Annotated in this window: 19 protein-coding genes and 1 tRNA gene; 9 read left to right on the top strand and 11 right to left on the bottom strand. The window is 55.3% G+C overall.

Annotated elements, in window-relative coordinates; all coding sequences use genetic code 11:
• The first annotated feature begins 105 nt into the window (after window positions 1-105).
• A complete protein-coding gene (gene phnH, locus EGK14_RS05265) occupies window positions 106-663 on the top strand; it encodes a phosphonate C-P lyase system protein PhnH (protein ID WP_125288038.1) in 558 nt (185 codons plus the stop codon).
• On the opposite strand, the gene EGK14_RS05260 is transcribed toward phnH, so the two are convergent.
• The 3 genes from EGK14_RS05260 to EGK14_RS05250 all read right to left on the bottom strand — a co-directional run bounded on the left by EGK14_RS05260 (window position 660) and on the right by EGK14_RS05250 (window position 3,658).
• Window positions 660-1,478: a glycosyltransferase family 8 protein gene (locus EGK14_RS05260; RefSeq protein WP_125288037.1), complete on the bottom strand. Its 819-nt coding sequence runs from the start codon at window positions 1,476-1,478 to the stop codon at window positions 660-662. The genes phnH and EGK14_RS05260 overlap by 4 nt on opposite strands.
• A gap of 15 nt (window positions 1,479-1,493) precedes the next feature.
• Window positions 1,494-2,870 (bottom strand): D-arabinono-1,4-lactone oxidase, encoded by a 1,377-nt coding sequence (locus tag EGK14_RS05255; RefSeq protein ID WP_125288036.1) that lies wholly within the window; start codon window positions 2,868-2,870, stop codon window positions 1,494-1,496.
• Between the two features lie 146 nt (window positions 2,871-3,016).
• Window positions 3,017-3,658 carry a TetR family transcriptional regulator gene (locus tag EGK14_RS05250; protein WP_125288035.1) on the bottom strand — a complete coding sequence of 214 codons (642 nt, stop codon included), beginning with the start codon at window positions 3,656-3,658 and terminating at the stop codon, window positions 3,017-3,019.
• A gap of 171 nt (window positions 3,659-3,829) precedes the next feature.
• On the opposite strand from EGK14_RS05250, the gene EGK14_RS21255 reads away from it, so the two are divergent.
• Complete coding sequence (locus tag EGK14_RS21255; protein ID WP_158616030.1) at window positions 3,830-4,000, top strand: hypothetical protein; 171 nt, start codon at window positions 3,830-3,832, stop codon at window positions 3,998-4,000.
• 90 nt (window positions 4,001-4,090) lie between these two features.
• Here EGK14_RS21255 and EGK14_RS05245 read toward each other — a convergent pair whose 3' ends face one another.
• From EGK14_RS05245 to EGK14_RS05230, 4 genes are all read right to left on the bottom strand, one after another.
• Window positions 4,091-4,645: a UPF0149 family protein gene (locus tag EGK14_RS05245; RefSeq protein ID WP_125288034.1), complete on the bottom strand. Its 555-nt coding sequence runs from the start codon at window positions 4,643-4,645 to the stop codon at window positions 4,091-4,093.
• Between the two features lie 389 nt (window positions 4,646-5,034).
• Window positions 5,035-5,110: transfer RNA gene (locus EGK14_RS05240), tRNA-Asn, on the bottom strand.
• Between the two features lie 101 nt (window positions 5,111-5,211).
• A complete protein-coding gene (gene mtfA, locus EGK14_RS05235; RefSeq protein WP_125288033.1) occupies window positions 5,212-5,979 on the bottom strand; it encodes a DgsA anti-repressor MtfA in 768 nt (255 codons plus the stop codon).
• 196 nt (window positions 5,980-6,175) lie between these two features.
• On the bottom strand, window positions 6,176-6,835 hold the full coding sequence (locus EGK14_RS05230; RefSeq protein WP_125288032.1) for a hypothetical protein: 660 nt from the start codon (window positions 6,833-6,835) through the stop codon (window positions 6,176-6,178).
• Window positions 6,836-7,416: 581 nt separating this feature from the next.
• Here EGK14_RS05230 and EGK14_RS05225 point away from each other — a divergent pair.
• Window positions 7,417-8,121, top strand: a complete 705-nt coding sequence (locus EGK14_RS05225; protein ID WP_125288031.1) for a phosphohydrolase — start codon at window positions 7,417-7,419, stop codon at window positions 8,119-8,121.
• 73 nt (window positions 8,122-8,194) lie between these two features.
• Window positions 8,195-8,443 (top strand): hypothetical protein, encoded by a 249-nt coding sequence (locus EGK14_RS05220; protein WP_125288030.1) that lies wholly within the window; start codon window positions 8,195-8,197, stop codon window positions 8,441-8,443.
• 138 nt (window positions 8,444-8,581) lie between these two features.
• Here the strand turns inward: EGK14_RS05220 and EGK14_RS05215 are convergent, their stop codons facing one another.
• A complete protein-coding gene (locus tag EGK14_RS05215; RefSeq protein WP_125288319.1) occupies window positions 8,582-9,238 on the bottom strand; it encodes an epoxyqueuosine reductase QueH in 657 nt (218 codons plus the stop codon).
• A 146-nt stretch (window positions 9,239-9,384) separates the two neighbouring features.
• Between EGK14_RS05215 and EGK14_RS05210 the strand changes: the two genes are divergently transcribed.
• On the top strand, window positions 9,385-10,761 hold the full coding sequence (locus EGK14_RS05210) for a DNA cytosine methyltransferase (RefSeq protein WP_125288029.1): 1,377 nt from the start codon (window positions 9,385-9,387) through the stop codon (window positions 10,759-10,761).
• Between the two features lie 51 nt (window positions 10,762-10,812).
• The gene (locus EGK14_RS05205) at window positions 10,813-11,295 is read left to right on the top strand and encodes a very short patch repair endonuclease (protein WP_125288028.1); all 483 of its coding nucleotides are present in this window, start codon (window positions 10,813-10,815) and stop codon (window positions 11,293-11,295) included.
• Between the two features lie 4 nt (window positions 11,296-11,299).
• On the opposite strand, the gene yedA is transcribed toward EGK14_RS05205, so the two are convergent.
• Together yedA and EGK14_RS21840 are read right to left on the bottom strand one after the other, a co-directional pair.
• Window positions 11,300-12,217 (bottom strand): drug/metabolite exporter YedA, encoded by a 918-nt coding sequence (gene yedA / locus EGK14_RS05200; protein WP_125288027.1) that lies wholly within the window; start codon window positions 12,215-12,217, stop codon window positions 11,300-11,302.
• Between the two features lie 235 nt (window positions 12,218-12,452).
• Window positions 12,453-12,536 carry a Vmc-like lipoprotein signal peptide domain-containing protein gene (locus tag EGK14_RS21840; protein ID WP_370256041.1) on the bottom strand — a complete coding sequence of 28 codons (84 nt, stop codon included), beginning with the start codon at window positions 12,534-12,536 and terminating at the stop codon, window positions 12,453-12,455.
• A 139-nt stretch (window positions 12,537-12,675) separates the two neighbouring features.
• On the opposite strand from EGK14_RS21840, the gene EGK14_RS05190 reads away from it, so the two are divergent.
• The 3 genes from EGK14_RS05190 (at window position 12,676) to EGK14_RS05185 (ending at window position 14,094) form a co-directional block, all read left to right on the top strand.
• The gene (locus EGK14_RS05190) at window positions 12,676-13,575 is read left to right on the top strand and encodes a DUF808 family protein (protein WP_125288025.1); all 900 of its coding nucleotides are present in this window, start codon (window positions 12,676-12,678) and stop codon (window positions 13,573-13,575) included.
• A gap of 39 nt (window positions 13,576-13,614) precedes the next feature.
• Window positions 13,615-13,746, top strand: a complete 132-nt coding sequence (locus tag EGK14_RS21730; protein WP_255416512.1) for a hypothetical protein — start codon at window positions 13,615-13,617, stop codon at window positions 13,744-13,746.
• A gap of 168 nt (window positions 13,747-13,914) precedes the next feature.
• Window positions 13,915-14,094 carry a YodC family protein gene (locus EGK14_RS05185; protein ID WP_125288024.1) on the top strand — a complete coding sequence of 60 codons (180 nt, stop codon included), beginning with the start codon at window positions 13,915-13,917 and terminating at the stop codon, window positions 14,092-14,094.
• A 311-nt stretch (window positions 14,095-14,405) separates the two neighbouring features.
• Here the strand turns inward: EGK14_RS05185 and EGK14_RS05180 are convergent, their stop codons facing one another.
• Entirely contained in the window at window positions 14,406-15,626 is a 1,221-nt protein-coding gene (locus EGK14_RS05180; protein WP_125288023.1) for a glycosyl transferase, read from the bottom strand.
• Window positions 15,627-15,628: the final 2 nt, after the last annotated feature.

The following is a 15,628-nucleotide window of genomic DNA, read 5'->3' as shown; positions in this document are numbered from 1 at the left end:
TAACGCCATTGTCACTTTTTTCTGCCATGCTTAATGTCTTAACGGCCATCCCGATGCTCTTTTTTAGCGTCGCCGAACGGGCCTATGACTTCTACAGGAAAATTTATGACTTTGATTGCCAGCTTCAGCCATTCTTTTGCCGATTCGCAGCGCGCCTTCCGCCTTATTCTCAAAGCGATAAGTAAACCCGGCGTAAAAGTGACGCTGCCGCAAATCCCGGTATGGGGCAACGCTTCGCCTGCGGCAACGGCTATTTTAATGACGCTGGTGGATCGGGAAACGCCGTTCTGGCTGGACAGCTCGCTCGGCGACGAGGCGATGCTGGAAAACCTACAGCGTTTTGGCGCCAGAACGACGGCTAAAGCGGAAGCGTCGGTCGCGCTGCTTCATGCTGCTTCCGACATGGCCATTGCGGAATTTTCGCCAGGCGACGCGCCCGCCACGGTGATTATTGAGGTGCCTGCGCTAAGCGGCGGCCTGACGCTGCGCCTGAGCGGTCCGGCCCTGCGTGAGTCTCGTGCCGTTGCGCCAAAGCTGCCGAAAGCGGTTCTGCATTACCTGCGTGAGCGGGTACACTCTTTCCCTCAGCCGATCGACCTGATTTTTACCTGCGGCGATCAGATGATGGCGCTGCCCCACACTACCAATGTCGTGGTCTGTTAACCGGCAATCTCCCACCACATTTTATTCAGCGAGTAGTAGCGATCCTCAGGGTTGGGCTGACGCTCCCACGGTTTATCGATAATGTAATGAATATTCTTCACTTCAGGCAGGTGCCACATGGCGCTGTGCTGGAAGGGAAGGGTTTTCAGCGCATTATAGATATAGGGCAGCGGTCGCCAGCGTTGATGATAGTAGTCGTTAAGAAAGTCCTGCTCGGCGAACAGATAGCGCGATAAATCCTTCACCTCCGCCAGCTTTTGCAGCATATCGTCATAGACGGCGCGATCCGGCGTCAGCACCAGAAAACCCCCGTTCAGATAGTTATCCACTTCGTCAGGCTGCTCCGTATGATCCACGCCCCTGCAGTAGCTATAGAAGCAGTTTTCCGGCGTCCAGTTTTTCGGGTAGCTCGGGATCTTGTTAGGATTGCAGCGGCAGGCGTGGCACGCGGCGATACTCTCTTTTGCCAGCGTCAGGGCAAAGAGCTCATCCATGTTCTGCACCACCAGCATATCCGCATCCAGAAAAACGATACGCTTAAATTCCGTCAGCTGCCAGACGGCCAGCTTGGTCCACACTTCGGAGAAGCGCGCGTTGGCGTAGTGCTGCTCCAGGCTGCTGTCGGGGCTGATCGGCTGCACTTCCCGCACCAGGCAGCCTTCCTGCTCCAGGATCTGCCGGCTTTGGGCGTCGATGTTTTCCGTGACCATTACCACCAGCGGATAGCGGCTACCGCTTTTTTTCAGCGAGCGATTCAACGCGCTGACGCCCACCAGATAGCCCGGCTGCGTCAGCAGGGTTGCCCATGCCTTCATTGGCATTCTCCTTAATTAATCAAACAGTGCTGCGGTAAACGCATTATCAAATTTATGCTGCGGATCCAGCGTTTCACGGACCTGCCGAAACGCCTGCCACTGCGGGTAAATTTCCGGCCAGTGGTAAAGCGACTCGTCAAAGTATTTGCCCCAGTGTGGCCTGCCGCCTTCCGCCGCCAGCACCCGCTCGATGGCCTGTAAAAAGCTGACGCCCTCTTCAGAAAGCGAACCGTCTTCGGCGTAATAAACCACAAAGCCAAAGAAACAGGTATCGACGCCGTAAGCCGGGCTGAGCCAGCTGTCTGAAGGGCCGGTACAGCGCAAGATAATTGGGTAGTGCATATGCGGCTGCGTTTCGCTGTGCCAGTCTTTAATCTTACGGATGACGTCACCCACGCGCGACATGGGAATACCGATTTCAACGTTGATCTGCGGCGTAGCGATACCGCGACAGAACACCTGGTAAACGTCGCCGGTTACGTCGGAGAAATCTTTAAAACGCGTGACGGTGCGGAACGGCTTGCCGTTTTCATCCACGATTTTGGTGTCGCTGCGCATATGTTCCAGCGTCTGGTCGATGGTTTCGTTCATCGCATCGCTGGTTTGTTCCTGCTTCACCAGATCGTTATTATTGGCGCGATACTGCGCAATCTCTTCGCTATCGGCTTCGCGAGCCGTCCAGACGTGCACCTGATTTTCGTTAGGGAACCACCAGGCTTTACTCAGCGCATAGTTATGGTTCCAGTCAAAGATATCCTGCTCCAGCGTATCGCCGCTGACCGCATTTTTATAACAGGTGTAGACCAGCGAAGATCGCGTGCGCAGGGTTACCTGGGTCACAATGCCCAGCGCGCCCACGCCCAGCTGCACGGCGTGAAAGAACGGATGATCGCGATCGAAATCCGCCGCGGTGCCGTCGGCCAGCACCATACGAATGCTTAGCGCCTCGTCGGCGATAGAGCTTTGCTGCAGGCCCTGACCGTGCGTACCGGTCGCCAGCGCGCCCGCCAGCGTTTGCGCGGCGATAACGCCGGGGGAGGCGGGCAGCATTTTGCCTTCGGCGCTCAGTATTTCATAAATCTCATGCATGGGCGTGCTGCCCGCAAAGGTCGCACTGTGCTCATCCATCGCGATTAATCCTCGCAGATGACGCAGATCCAGCAGCGTATCGCCTGCGGCGGCCAGTTTCAGCACGCGGCCCGGCGACATTTTATTGCCCATTACGCGGATTTTACCGCGGCTGGACGCAATCAGGCGACACAGCTCTTCTTCCGTTTTGGGGGTGCTGACGGCGTGGCTGTCGGCCAGCGTCGCATTCTGCGCCCAGTTCATTATTTTGCCTTCTTCGGCATCCGGCTTACGGCGTGGATAACCGGAATTTTCGCTTGCCATTGGCAACTCCTGGCGTGAGGCCTTTCAATAGATAAAATGCGGGACGAACTAAAGGGGTTAACTTCAGTAAGCGTAGCTGAAACACCCTGGAACAACAGCGGTTCAGGAGAAAAAAGTTGTACAACATATTTGTAAGTTGTACAACCTTATGCGGCACCGGGCCGCAGATAGCGCAGCGTGGCATCCACTACCAGCTGGCGATTGCGGGCAACACTTTGCTGTTCACTTTCGTTATCGCCAAACAGCGTATTGAAGGTGTAGCGGTTAGAGACATTGTGCGTACAGATGCTGCTAATCAGGCGGTGCACGTCTACCGTATTGACGTCTGGATCGAAAACGCCGTCGGCTTTGCCGCGCGTTAAGATCTCTTCCAACACGTTAAGCGCGCTCTGATTTAACGCCTTAATGCGTGCAGACTGGCTGATATAACGGCCGCGCATCAGGTTCTCGCTGCACACCAGACGCATAAAGTCGGGATGGGAGAGATGGTAGTCGAAACTCGCTTCCGCCAGCTTTTGCATCGCCAGCTGCGGCGGCAGTTCGGTCAGGTTCAGCTCGGTTTCGTGCTGGCGAATAGCCTGGTAGACCTGTTCCAGCACCGCCATGTACAGCTTTTCTTTATTGGTAAAGTGATAGACCACCATACGTTTAGTGGTCCCGGCGTGGTCGGCGATCTGCTCCATGCGCGCGCCCTGTAAACCAAATTCGGCAAAAGTAGCCAGCGCGCCGGCAAGAATACGTTTCTTTAACCCTTCCGGGTCGTTTTTTCGTTTGGCAAGTGCGGGCATAGCAAATCAGTTAATCCGTGATCCAGAGCCTTAGCGGCTGAAGCGGACAAGAATACCATAAAAACCCTAAGCTGATTTTTGGGAAAGGTTGGAAGAAGAGGATATTTCCCTGCTAAGCGCGCCTGCGGTTAAATCCGCTTAACGCATCCAGTCGCTTTACAGGAGAAATTTATGTCGCGTCTGAAAAAGTATTTTGCCGCCTTCTCCGGCTGGCTTACGCCATCGGTTACGCCCGAAGAGAGCATCGATTCGTCAAGGCTGAGCGAATCGCTGTTGCCGATCGGCCAGCTGTACGGCTTTGAAATGAGCTGGCTGCGCGCAAGGGGCTACGGTGAAAAATAATCGCTATCGGCTGACGCTGCGCTACAGCTACTGGAACGAGCTGTGCGCTTTGCCGTGCCGCGTACTCAGCAACGCGGCACGTCTTCGCTTTTAGTGCAGCGGCCAGTTGCCGGCCAGTTCCAGCGCGGCGTGACTAATAGCCTCCACGCTTTGCTCAAACTCCTCCGCCGTCATTTTTTCCAGCTCGCTGAAATGTTCTTCCTTGCCGTGTAGCGCAATCGCATGAAGCGCAGGCTGAAGGTGATCCGGCAGCGCCGACCAGTCGCTCAGCGCCACGCCTTTCATATAGCCGATGCACCACTCTTCCACGATGGTGACTTCCAGATCTTCCTCGCTGCTGGTGCCGAATAGCGGCTCAAACTGCTCGGGATACTCTTTTAGCCGCTCGGCAATATCGTTCTGATGCTGCGTCACCAGTTCGGTGAAACGCTGCTGGTCTGTTTCGTTCCAAAGCGGAAGATTGTTTTCGCCACCCCAGATAATGGCCTGCAGACGCTCGTCGGAGACAGGTTCCGGCGAAGAGAGCAGGGCGGTCAGCAAACCATCCAGTTCTGAAGCATCAAGCACCGCGTCGTCAGTGCCATACTGCGCCAGAATATTATCAAGCCATTCCAGCTCTTCAGCCGTTAAGGGTCCTTGTTGCATGTTATAACCTCTTTTTTTCATGGATTACCGCGTGGGCGCTATTCTCAATGCCGGGGGCGCAAAAAGCCATCTCACCAGCCCGTTGCCGTTAAAAAAACGGCGGCTGGCGAAGCTGGTTGTGTTCTGACAGCAATTATGGCCCTTCTGCTGAATAGGCGTGGCTGAATTTATTACCTGCTCAATGGGTAAAGCAGCCCATAGCCGGCGTTTGGATGGTAGAGAGCTGACAATGCTGCTACCCCATGCCTGGTGTAATTGTATGACATAGCACAATAAAATGAGGGCCGGGTAGACGCTTAAAACGGCTGGGAGCAGGCGTCATGCTAAAAGCGGCCTGGGCCAGGAAGCAAAAAGCCCGCTCAAGTTTCCTTAAGCGGGCTTCTTAAATATGGCTCCTCTGACTGGACTCGAACCAGTGACATACGGATTAACAGTCCGCCGTTCTACCGACTGAACTACAGAGGAATCGGTTTCGATGGGGCGCATAGTAGCGAGGGCGGGCTGGCGTGTCAACAGGAAAAAAGTCCAGACCTTTCAACTGGCTATCTTTAAAACAGGGCGCGCAGCTAATGTACCGCGCCCGCGCCGTTGCGCAAAAGCGGATCCTGGCGATAGAAGCGGCAAAAATGCGGATAAAGCGAAGGAAAGCGTTCGTTCAGCAGCTCAGGGGCGCTGAAGAAATATTCCGACAGAACCGCAAAGCACTCCGCCGGATCGCTGGCCGCATAGGCATCAATCGTCGCGGCATTTTCGCCGACCAGTTCGATTTCTTCTGCAATACTGGCCATCGCGGCATCCAGCTCGTGCTCCCAGGCCGCGACGTGACGCAGCGGCATAGTCGGCACGCCGTTGGCATGGTCGCTGCCCCGGCTGTCGAGCTTGTGGGCAACCTCGTGAACAATCAGGTTATAGCCGGAAAGATCGAACGAATCCTGCACGTCCAGCCAGTTGAGCACCACCGGACCCTGCTGCCAGCTTTGACCCGACTGCACCATACTCTCGCGATGCACCAGGCCAAACTCATCCTGCCATTCGTCGTCAACAATAAAAGGCGCGGGATAGATCAACACCTCGTGAAAGCCATCCAGCCAGTCATAACCCAGGTTAAGTACCGGCAGACAGAACAACAGGGCCAGCCGGGCCGACTTCAGCTCATCCAGCGCGAAATCCTGTAGTGCCACCAGCCGTTTCTGCTGCAGGAAGCGTGTGGCGAGCTGGATAAGCTTTTGCCGCTCGGCGTCATTTAGCGCGCCAAGCAGTGGAATAGCTAACGCCTGCTGCCAGGGCAGCGCCTCAAAGACAGCATCGTTGGATTTCCGGAACCATTTAATCATGATGCAACCCACAGCAGAAAAACCTCACCCTGCCTCGGCGGACCGTTTGGCGCAGTCTCCGGCGAGCAGGCCATATAAAAGGGCATAGCAGCATGGAACAGCAGGGCGAACTTAAGCAAGCGTTTCAGTGATTTTCTGTGATGAAGCGATATATACAGGCCCCGGCGGCCCAGACCAGCCGGAGCCTGAGCCAGCGTTATATACGCTCGAATTCAATAACCCACACCCAGGGGTTCACTTCCCAGCTGGTGCCGCCATACTGCAATGCCCACTGTTTGCGATAGGCATCCTTGGGAGAAATGACCTCGTTGTGCATGGTGAAGAAGTTATTCAGAAAATGGGAGTCTGTCTGCACGCCTTCGGCCAGCACATCATCGTCGCTGATATCCTGAATTTTCTCTGCCCGAACGGCGGTCACCATTAAATCAATTCGGCTCGCCCAGCGCGGCATATGGATGCCGGCCTGCCAGCCAAAATGCTCATCTTCTTCGCCTGCGCTGGAAAACTCGCTGGTATCGGCACGATAGCGGCACCAGGCGGAAGATTTAAACAGCGCCGGATTGCGCTCGTAGTTGGCCATCTCCTCTACGGGAACCACCGGGCCGCGCCAGGTCTCTCTCACCCACAGGCGATCGCCAGGCTGACCGTAAGGGCAGTGGTAGCTCAGGTTATCCATACCCATCACGCGGTTGCCCTGCAAATGATTGTTCAGAACATCAATCCCGTAGCATCCTTCATGGTTATCCTGGCCTGGACCAAAAAGTTGTGACTTCATAATGCGTCGGGTCTGGCGCTGCTGGCCTGAGAGCAGTGCTCGCACCCGTTGATCGCTAAACAAAATCGGGCGTTCTTTCATGGTTTGACCCCTGTTTCTTATTAGTTAAGACCCGCTCACCGCCGTCAGGCGAAAAGGGATCCGGCATATGCTGTTAGCCTGTAGTGAAAAGTGTATACAAAAAGTATGCAAACATTAGCCGTGCTTGTTTATTTTTGAACCCGTTCTCCGCTCTCGCTTTCTGTGGGCGACGGGTGGCGAAGATCGGGTTCAGACGGCCGGTTAGCGCCTGTTTATGCGGGCCATCATAAATTTGACATATACCGTCTTTACAATACCTTACAGTAGACGCAAGGGGGTATTATCGGAGCTTTCTGATGATGGCGCGCACTAAAAAAGACGGCAGACCGGCATTGATTCTAACTTACTGCGCAACAAAATGCTGGTAACTTATTGCAAAAACAACATTATAAGCGTTTATCTTTTTGGTTAAAAACACACCATCTGACAATGGCGGGCGATGAAGGTAACGGGAAAGTGGTTGTGGAAGCGTTAAGACAAACGTTATAAACATGAAGTAGTTCGCATTTTTATCGCCGGTGGCGCCGCGGTGAAGCAAAGCCGCTGACGTCTCTGCAATTTTACATTACAGGGAGAAGGCTATGACACTAACCCACTGGCAAACCCGCTTTGAAAGCTGGCTGTTTGAGACCTGGCCGCAGGATGATAAAGCGCACGACATCGCCCATTTACGGCGGGTCTGGCTGACTGCACAGCGTATTATGAAAGGGATGACGGTTGATGAACTGGTTGTGCTCACCAGCTGCTATTTCCACGATATTGTTAACCTGCCCAAAAACCATCCTGAAAGACACCTGGCTTCAGCAAAGGCTGCGGTTGAAACGCGGCGAATTTTGTCGGAAGTTTTTCCTGATTTTCCTGCCGATAAGCGTGAGGCGGTAGCGCATGCGGTACATGCCCACAGCTTTAGCGCCGACGTAACGGCGGAAACGCTGGAGGCGAAAATTGTTCAGGACGCCGACCGGCTGGAATCGCTGGGTGCTATTGGACTGGCCCGGGTGTTTTATGTTTCCGGCGCGCTGGGCCGTTCGCTGTTCGACAGCGCCGATCCGCTGGGTCGCCATCGCCCGCTAAATGATGCGGAATGGGCGCTCGATCACTTCCAGAAGAAGTTGCTTAAGCTGCCGCAAACCATGCAGACGGCGGAAGGGCGTCGGCTTGCCGAACACAATGCGGATTTCCTGATTACCTATATGGCCAAACTCTGCGCCGAACTGAAAGGGGAATTTTGCGAGCTGGATCCGGATGTGCTGCGTGAATTTGTCGCGGCGCGGGAGAAATATTAAATTTTTGTGACAGTATGGTTAAGCAGATCTTTTCAGGCTACCGTGTTGCTAACATTTATCAGGAGATTCAGGCATGACCGACGCTGTTAGCTTAACGTTAAAAATTGACCCCGCCTTGAAAGAAACGCTGAAAAACCTGGCGCAGGAAAACCAGATTTCGCTCAGCCAGGAAGTCAGCCAGCGTTTACAGCTCAGTCTGACCACTCAGCAGCATCCGGCCGTGGACAACCAGAGCGTGCTCGAAGATGTCGATCCCCAGCTGAACGCCAGCGAGCTGAAACAGGTACGAGCCTTACTGAAAAAAACGAAAAAGAAGAAGTAACAGCCTTTCCGTCCCTGACTGCCCGGTCAGGGACGGCCGTCAGCCGCTACGCTTTTTCGCCGCCGCGGTAAATTCGTCTGTAGCTACTCGTCTTCATCGCCGTAACAGATCACGCCAGGCTTACTCAACGGTTAGCCGCTACTCGTTTTCATCGCCGTAATAGAGTACGCCAAGCTTGATCAATGAGCGCCCCTGGCTTTTGCGGTGCAGGTTGCTGTCGCGCAGTGAATAAACGCAGCCGCAATATTCTTGCTGATAAAAACGTTCGCGCTTGCTGATTTCAATCATGCGCGCCGATCCGCCTTTTTTCCGCCAGTTGTAATCCCAATAGACCAGCCCCGGATAGGGCGCAGCAGCCCGCTCGCCGCACTCGTTTATTTGCTGCATATTTTTCCAGCGCGAGATACCAAGGCAGCTGGTAATAACGGGGAAGCCGTTTTCATGCGCATAAAGCGCGGTGCGTTCAAAACGCATATCAAAACACATAGTGCAGCGCGCGCCGCGCTCCGGCTCCCATTCCATGCCCTTAGCCCGCTCAAACCAGTTATCGGTATCGTAATCGGCATCGATAAAAGGCACGCCGTGCTTCTCGGCAAAGCGAATATTCTCTTCTTTGCGCAGCAGATACTCTTTTTGTGGATGTATGTTGGGGTTATAGAAAAAGATGGTGTAATCAATGCCGGCCGCCGCGATGGCCTCCATAACCTCGCCAGAGCAGGGCGCGCAGCAGGAGTGCAGCAGCAGTTTGTCGGCGCCGTTCGGCAGAGTTAACGGCGGTCGCGTAATATCGCTCATCATTTCAGCTCCATTGTTTTAAACAGGGCAAGTTTAGGCTGATGGCCGGCCGATGTCACGGATCGCGGCCCCCAGTAAAAGGCGGTTGCCCCTGGTTTTAGCGTGATGAAGTGGTAGACTGGCAGGCGTTAATTTCCGGAGAGACTATGAGCGAGTTCGACACTATTGCCAGGGCGCAGCCTGAACTGGAAGATCGCCAGCTGGCTGCCCGCCTGCTGGCCGTTTACGATACCAAAACCCTTCTGGCTACGCTGCAGCAGGTTGGTCACGCTAAGTGGACGCGGGAATCGTTAAGCCGCTGGCTGAAAGGCACAGGCGGAACGTTAAGCCAGGCGGAAGCGGACGCGCTGGCAGGCTTACTGCCCCAGCCGCCCGCGCACCATCCGCATTACGCTTTCCGCTTTATCGATCTGTTTGCCGGTATCGGCGGTATCCGCAGCGGCTTTGAGGCGATTGGCGGGCAGTGCGTGTTTACCAGCGAATGGAATAAATACTCGGTCAGAACCTATAAGGCGAACTGGTACTGCGATCCGCAGGCACACGTTTTCAATCAGGATATCCGCGACGTGACGCTAAGCGCGCAGCCGGTCAGCGAGCAGGAAGCCTATCGGCATATTGACCAGCAGGTGCCGGATCACGACGTGCTGCTGGCCGGTTTTCCCTGCCAGCCGTTTTCGCTGGCGGGCGTATCGAAAAAAAATGCGCTGGGCCGGGCTCACGGTTTTGAGTGCGAAGCGCAGGGCACGCTGTTTTTCGACGTGGCGCGCATTATCACCGCGAAGAAACCGGCGATCTTCGTACTGGAAAACGTTAAAAACCTGAAGAGCCACGACAAAGGCAAAACCTTCCGCATCATTATGCAAACGCTGGACGAGCTGGGCTACGACGTGGCCGATGCGGATCTTAACGGCGCCGCCGATCCGAAAATCGTCGACGGCAGGCATTTTCTGCCACAGCACCGCGAACGTATCGTGCTGGTAGGGTTTCGGCGCGATTTAAACCTGCCCAAATTCACGCTTTCCGCGCTCGCTCAGCACTATCCACAGCAAAGGATCCCACTGCGCCAGCTGCTGGATAGCCAGGTCGAAACCAAATATATTCTGACGCCGTCGCTGTGGAAATATCTTTATAACTACGCGAAAAAGCATCAGGCGAAGGGCAACGGCTTTGGTTACGGGCTGGTTGACCCGGATAAAGAGCACGGCGTGGTGCGCACGCTCTCCGCGCGCTACTACAAAGACGGCTCGGAAATCCTGATCGATCGCGGCTGGGACAAAGAGCAGGGCGAGGCGGATTTCGACCATCCGCAAAACCAGCAGCGCCGTCCACGCCGCCTGACGCCAAGAGAGTGCGCCCGCCTGATGGGTTTTGAGGCGCCGGGCGAAACGCGTTTTCGCATCCCGGTTTCAGACAGCCAGGCCTATCGCCAGTTTGGCAATTCAGTGGTGGTGCCCGCCTTTGCCGCCGTCGCCAGACTGTTGCAGCCCTGGATAGCGCAGGCGGTGAAGCAGGCGGAGAAGTAGGCGTCGGCCTGCGGGAGGCGTCTATACTTAAGCCACCTCAAGGAGGATGCTATGGCCGACGTTCACACTTCCGCAATCCGCAGTAAAAATATGCGCGCTATCCGTACCCAGGATACCGCCATTGAAACCCGCCTGGCCGAACTGCTGGCAGAGTGCGGATTCAGCTATCGCGTGCAGGATAAGGCGCTGCCGGGAAAGCCGGATTTCGTGCTGGAAAACCCGCAGGCCATTATTTTTGTACACGGCTGCTTCTGGCATCATCACGACTGCTATCTGTTTAAGGTGCCCGCTACCCGAACCGAATTCTGGATGAACAAAATCGGCGGCAACGTGACGCGCGATAAGCGTTTTATTAAGGAGCTGAGCGCCAGCGGCTGGCGGGTGCTGGTGGTGTGGGAGTGCGCGCTGCGCGGTAAACACAAGCTGGCGGACGAGGCGATAAGCTCAAGGCTGGAAGAGTGGCTTTTTGCCGGCGAGGGTAACGCCGAAATCGACTGGCAGGGCATTCACCTGATGCGCGAACGCCCTGCATAGGATTTTAATCTGAACGAGGCACCGATTTAATCACCGGCCTGCCGGGAAAAAGATATTTGCCCAGTGTGACCAGCACCACTGCAAAAAGGATCACCCCCAGCGCCAGCCATTCGCGCGGCGACAGGCTCTCACCGGCGAAGCTAATCCCCAGCAGCACCGCCACTACCGGATTAACATAGGCATAGCTGGTGGCGACCGCCGGGCTAACGTTGCGGATTAAAAACATATAGGCGTTGATGGCGATAATCGAACCGAACAGCGTCAGGTAGCCCAGCGCCAGCAGGCCGGACAGACCCGGCGCGGCAAGCAGCTTTTCGCCGCTAAGCTGGCTGCCTGCCAGCAGAACCATACCCGCCGCCAGCATTTCTATCGCGCCCGCCATCATGCCTGTCGGGAGCGTGATGCGTGAACCCCATACGGAGCCAAACGCCCAGCTGATCGAGCCAATCAGAATGATCAGCGCCCCCCAGGGGTTTCCACCCAGGTGGCCGCCGCTGTTCAGCAGAATAATGCCGACCAGGCCAACTGCAATACCCAGCCACTCTATCCAGCGGGTTGCCATGCCGAACAGGCGGCTGAAGCACATCGCAAACAGCGGCACGGTAGCGACCATCACGGCGGCGATACCGGAAGGCACCCGCTGATGCTCCGCAATCGTCACCGCGCCGTTGCCGACGGTCAGCAGCATAATCCCTACCAGCGCGGCGTTGCCAGCCGCTCGCCAGCCGGGGAGCCGCTCGCCGCGCAGCAGCAGAAAGACCAGCAGGACGATGCCTGCCAGCACAAAACGCACGCCAGCCAGCATCATCGGCGGCCAGCTTTCCACGCCGATACGAATAACGAAATAGGTCGATCCCCAGATAAAGTAAAGGGCGAACAAAGCGGCCAGAAGCGGAAGCAGAGCGGGCGCACGACGTAACATAAGGTTTCTCACAGCGGGTTGGGGTCGTTAAGTTACCGTTAAAAAAAGTTTTCAACCAGATGAAATAGCCTCTTTTTTACGGTCGGAAAGCGATTCAGTCCACATAATTTGCATCTCTCGTGCATACTTGCTTAGATCACACTCTTTAACATCCTGTAGCAGGACAGACGATGGCCAGTATCAAACTCACAGTCAGACGGCTGTACAAAATCAGCGGCGAGCGCATGGTCAACACTCAGGCTACCGCACGCATTTTTGTCGGCGAGCAGCTGGTGGCGACGGAGGAGATCGCCGGGATGACCGAAAGCCCGGTCAGCAAATTTGTGCATCACAACCTGGACGCGGGCCAGCCGGTGCGGGTTGAGTGGGATTGTGAAGGCATAGCCGATATGACGGTAGCGGAAGTCAACGTCTGTCCCTGCTGTCAGCATGATGAACATTAAATAAGGAAGGAAATTTTGGCGGGTAGTAGCTTACTGACTTTACTGGATGATATCGCCACGCTGATGGACGATATCTCGATCATGGGCAAGGTGGCGGCAAAGAAGACCGTCGGCGTGCTGGGTGACGATCTGTCGCTGAACGCGCAGCAGGTCAGCGGCGTCAAAGCCAACCGGGAGCTGCCCGTTGTCTGGGGCGTGGCGAAAGGTTCTTTTCTTAACAAGCTGATCCTGGTGCCGCTGGCGCTGGCCATCAGCGCGTGGATACCCTGGGCGATCACCCCGCTGCTGATGCTGGGTGGCGCTTACCTTAGCTATGAGGGCGTGGAAAAAGTGCTGCATAGCCTGCACGGTAAAGAGAAAAACAGCGATGCGGCTCGCGAACAGCGGCTGCGCAATCTCTCGCAGCAGGAAGCCGCCGCCTTCGAGAAGAAAAAGGTTAAAGGTGCAGTGCGCACGGACTTTATTCTGTCGGCAGAAATTGTGGCCATTACGCTGGGTATCGTTTCCGAAGCGCCGTTGCTGAGTCAGGTGATGATCCTGGCAGGTATCGCCATCCTGGTCACCGTTGGCGTGTACGGCATCGTCGCCTGCATTGTGAAAATCGACGATCTGGGCCTGTGGCTGCAACAGAAAACCTCATCGCTGGCCAAAGGCATCGGCAGCGTGCTGTTGACCCTGGCGCCAAAAATGATGAAGGTGCTGACGGTGGTCGGCACGATAGCGATGTTTTTGGTCGGCGGCGGCATCATCGCGCACGGCGTGCCTTTCATCCACCACTATATTGAACATCTGGCCGCAGGCCACAGCGGTTTTATCAGCTCGCTTATCAGCAACGGGGCAAATCTGGTGATTGGTTTTATCGTCGGATCGATCGTGCTGTGCGGGGTAAATCTGGCTGGCAAACTGCGGTCATAATCAGTATAAAGACACCCCTTCACCAAACCGGGAGCGACGATGAAAGACGATATTTTTGAATTTGATATTGATGCCGAGCTGGAGCAGGCAGAAGCCAACGCCGAGAAAAAGGCCAGCGAAGTCCCGACTGACCTGAGCGATGAAGCGGACTGCGAAGGCTGCAAAATCTGAGTTCGACCCTTCTTTGAAGCGAGTAATCCTTACTCGCTTTTTTTAATTTTCGCTTTTTTAACTGCTTATTCCTTTTTAACAAAACTTTTACCTACCATTAACGGCGCGCCGCGTGATTGCCTGCTATACCTGAATTTCCCCCGAAGTTTCCAGCTCAGGAGAAACGGCATGATCATGGTCAGTGAGGCAGTGCAGCTTAAAGAAGGCGGTCCGGCAATGGTGGTTACCGGCTATGCCAGCGGTATGGTCGAGTGTCGCTGGTATGACGGCTACAGCGTGCGGCGCGAAGCGTTTCGGGAAGAGGAGCTTTGCGCGCTGAGCGCGGGGCAAAACCGGCTTGCCAGCTAGCGTTGACTGAACGGGACGAGAAATTTCGTCCTGTTATTATTTACTTCCCGCGGCGCTGTCACAGCAAAACTAAAAGCTCTTTCCCGCGCCATCGTATGAAGCTGGCCCGTACCCATCCTGAGACGATTCTTCACGTCTGCCTATCTTTTCTCCCCGACACTAACCTGACGGCATCTTAAAAGAAACCGGTGAGCCTGGCCAGCCATGACGGGCAGAGCAGGCGACTACCATTCTGAAAGCCTGCGCTCGATTGCCGACCGCAGGCTCTCTGTAGCCAAAACGTCAGAACGTAATCGCGTCTGCGATCGGGACTAAACGTTGCCCTTGTTGTCCTCTTCCACCGCCTGATAGATACGCTGCATAATGTCGGGGAAAGCGGACTGCACACGGCTCCAGCTTGGAATAAACGGTTTTTCGTTCGGCCGCTCGATAAAGGACTGTCCCGCTTCCAGGATCGACTGAGTAAACATTTCCACCGCTGCCTCTTCCGCGTGCTGATCGAATTTCAGCCCGTTCATCGCCGCTTCATGGCTATAAATCTCCATCATATCCAGCGCGTTGCGGTAATAGGTCGCCTTTAACACGCGGAACGAGTCGCTGGTCAAATCCACGCCCATTGTCGCCATCTTACGCAGTAAAGACTGGACGATATCGTTACTCATGCGGCGCAGGCCGCCGGTGCCGTCCTCTTCCGACAGCGGCTGGTGCTTGTGATCGTAATTATGCGCGATCTCAACCTGGCAGCTCTGGCGCGTAGTGTAGTTGCGATAGATTTCAGACAGCACGCCGATTTCCAGCCCCCAGTCACCGGGGATCTTTATATTGTTCAGCACGTGCGTGCGCATTGCGAACTCGCCGGAAAGCGGATAGCGGAAGCTGGTCAGATAGTCCAGATATTCCGAATGGCCGTACACTTTCTGCAGCGAACGCAGCAGCGGCCCGACCAGCAGGCGGCCAACGCGACCGTTTAGCTTGTTGTCGGCCACGCGGGCGTAAAAACCCTTACAGAACTCATACTGAAAAGACGGGTTCGCCAGCGGATAGAGCAGCCTTGCCAGCATTCCGCGTTCATACGTCACGATATCGCAGTCGTGCAGCGCCACGCAGCTGGTACTTTCCGAAGCGAGCGTATAGCCGGTACAGAACCAGACGTTACGCCCCTTGCCCGGTTGAGAAGGGGAAAGGCCTTCTTTATCCAGCTCGGCATCAATCGCCTTCAGGCGTGGCCCATCATTCCACAAAATACGATGGCGCTGCGGCAGGCGGGAAAAAAAATCGCGGGCGTAAAGAAACTGCTCGCGATCGGCGCGATCCAGGCCGATAACTATCTCTTCGAGATAGGGCACCTTAGCCAGCTCGTCAACGATATGGCCGAGCGCCGGGCCTTCCAGTTCGGAAAAAAGCGAAGGCAGGATCAGTCCCATCTTGCGCCGTGTGGCGAACTGCACCAGCTCCTGCTCCAGTTCCTCAACTGGACGTGCGGTGAGATTATGAAAGTTGGTGATAACGCCGTTCTGGAAAAAATCACTCATCG

The sequence above is a fragment of the Erwinia sp. 198 genome (assembly GCF_003937915.1).
GTDB classification, from domain to species: domain Bacteria; phylum Pseudomonadota; class Gammaproteobacteria; order Enterobacterales; family Enterobacteriaceae; genus Erwinia; species Erwinia aeris.
The sequence above is the reverse complement of the archived record's forward strand: the minus strand, read 5'-3'. Positions and strand labels throughout refer to the sequence as shown.

Excerpts from the sequence above, each read along its gene's own strand:
- phnH (WP_125288038.1), top strand. The coding sequence starts at position 106 with ATGACTTTGATTGCCAGCTTCAGCCATTCTTTTGCCGATTCGCAGCGC.
- EGK14_RS05260 (WP_125288037.1), bottom strand. The coding sequence starts at position 1,478 with ATGAAGGCATGGGCAACCCTGCTGACGCAGCCGGGCTATCTGGTGGGC.
- EGK14_RS05255 (WP_125288036.1), bottom strand. The coding sequence starts at position 2,870 with ATGGCAAGCGAAAATTCCGGTTATCCACGCCGTAAGCCGGATGCCGAA.
- EGK14_RS05250 (WP_125288035.1), bottom strand. The coding sequence starts at position 3,658 with ATGCCCGCACTTGCCAAACGAAAAAACGACCCGGAAGGGTTAAAGAAA.
- EGK14_RS21255 (WP_158616030.1), top strand. The coding sequence starts at position 3,830 with ATGTCGCGTCTGAAAAAGTATTTTGCCGCCTTCTCCGGCTGGCTTACG.
- EGK14_RS05245 (WP_125288034.1), bottom strand. The coding sequence starts at position 4,645 with ATGCAACAAGGACCCTTAACGGCTGAAGAGCTGGAATGGCTTGATAAT.
- mtfA (WP_125288033.1), bottom strand. The coding sequence starts at position 5,979 with ATGATTAAATGGTTCCGGAAATCCAACGATGCTGTCTTTGAGGCGCTG.
- EGK14_RS05230 (WP_125288032.1), bottom strand. The coding sequence starts at position 6,835 with ATGAAAGAACGCCCGATTTTGTTTAGCGATCAACGGGTGCGAGCACTG.
- EGK14_RS05225 (WP_125288031.1), top strand. The coding sequence starts at position 7,417 with ATGACACTAACCCACTGGCAAACCCGCTTTGAAAGCTGGCTGTTTGAG.
- EGK14_RS05220 (WP_125288030.1), top strand. The coding sequence starts at position 8,195 with ATGACCGACGCTGTTAGCTTAACGTTAAAAATTGACCCCGCCTTGAAA.
- EGK14_RS05215 (WP_125288319.1), bottom strand. The coding sequence starts at position 9,238 with ATGAGCGATATTACGCGACCGCCGTTAACTCTGCCGAACGGCGCCGAC.
- EGK14_RS05210 (WP_125288029.1), top strand. The coding sequence starts at position 9,385 with ATGAGCGAGTTCGACACTATTGCCAGGGCGCAGCCTGAACTGGAAGAT.
- EGK14_RS05205 (WP_125288028.1), top strand. The coding sequence starts at position 10,813 with ATGGCCGACGTTCACACTTCCGCAATCCGCAGTAAAAATATGCGCGCT.
- yedA (WP_125288027.1), bottom strand. The coding sequence starts at position 12,217 with ATGTTACGTCGTGCGCCCGCTCTGCTTCCGCTTCTGGCCGCTTTGTTC.
- EGK14_RS21730 (WP_255416512.1), top strand. The coding sequence starts at position 13,615 with ATGAAAGACGATATTTTTGAATTTGATATTGATGCCGAGCTGGAGCAG.
- EGK14_RS05185 (WP_125288024.1), top strand. The coding sequence starts at position 13,915 with ATGATCATGGTCAGTGAGGCAGTGCAGCTTAAAGAAGGCGGTCCGGCA.
- EGK14_RS05180 (WP_125288023.1), bottom strand. The coding sequence starts at position 15,626 with ATGAGTGATTTTTTCCAGAACGGCGTTATCACCAACTTTCATAATCTC.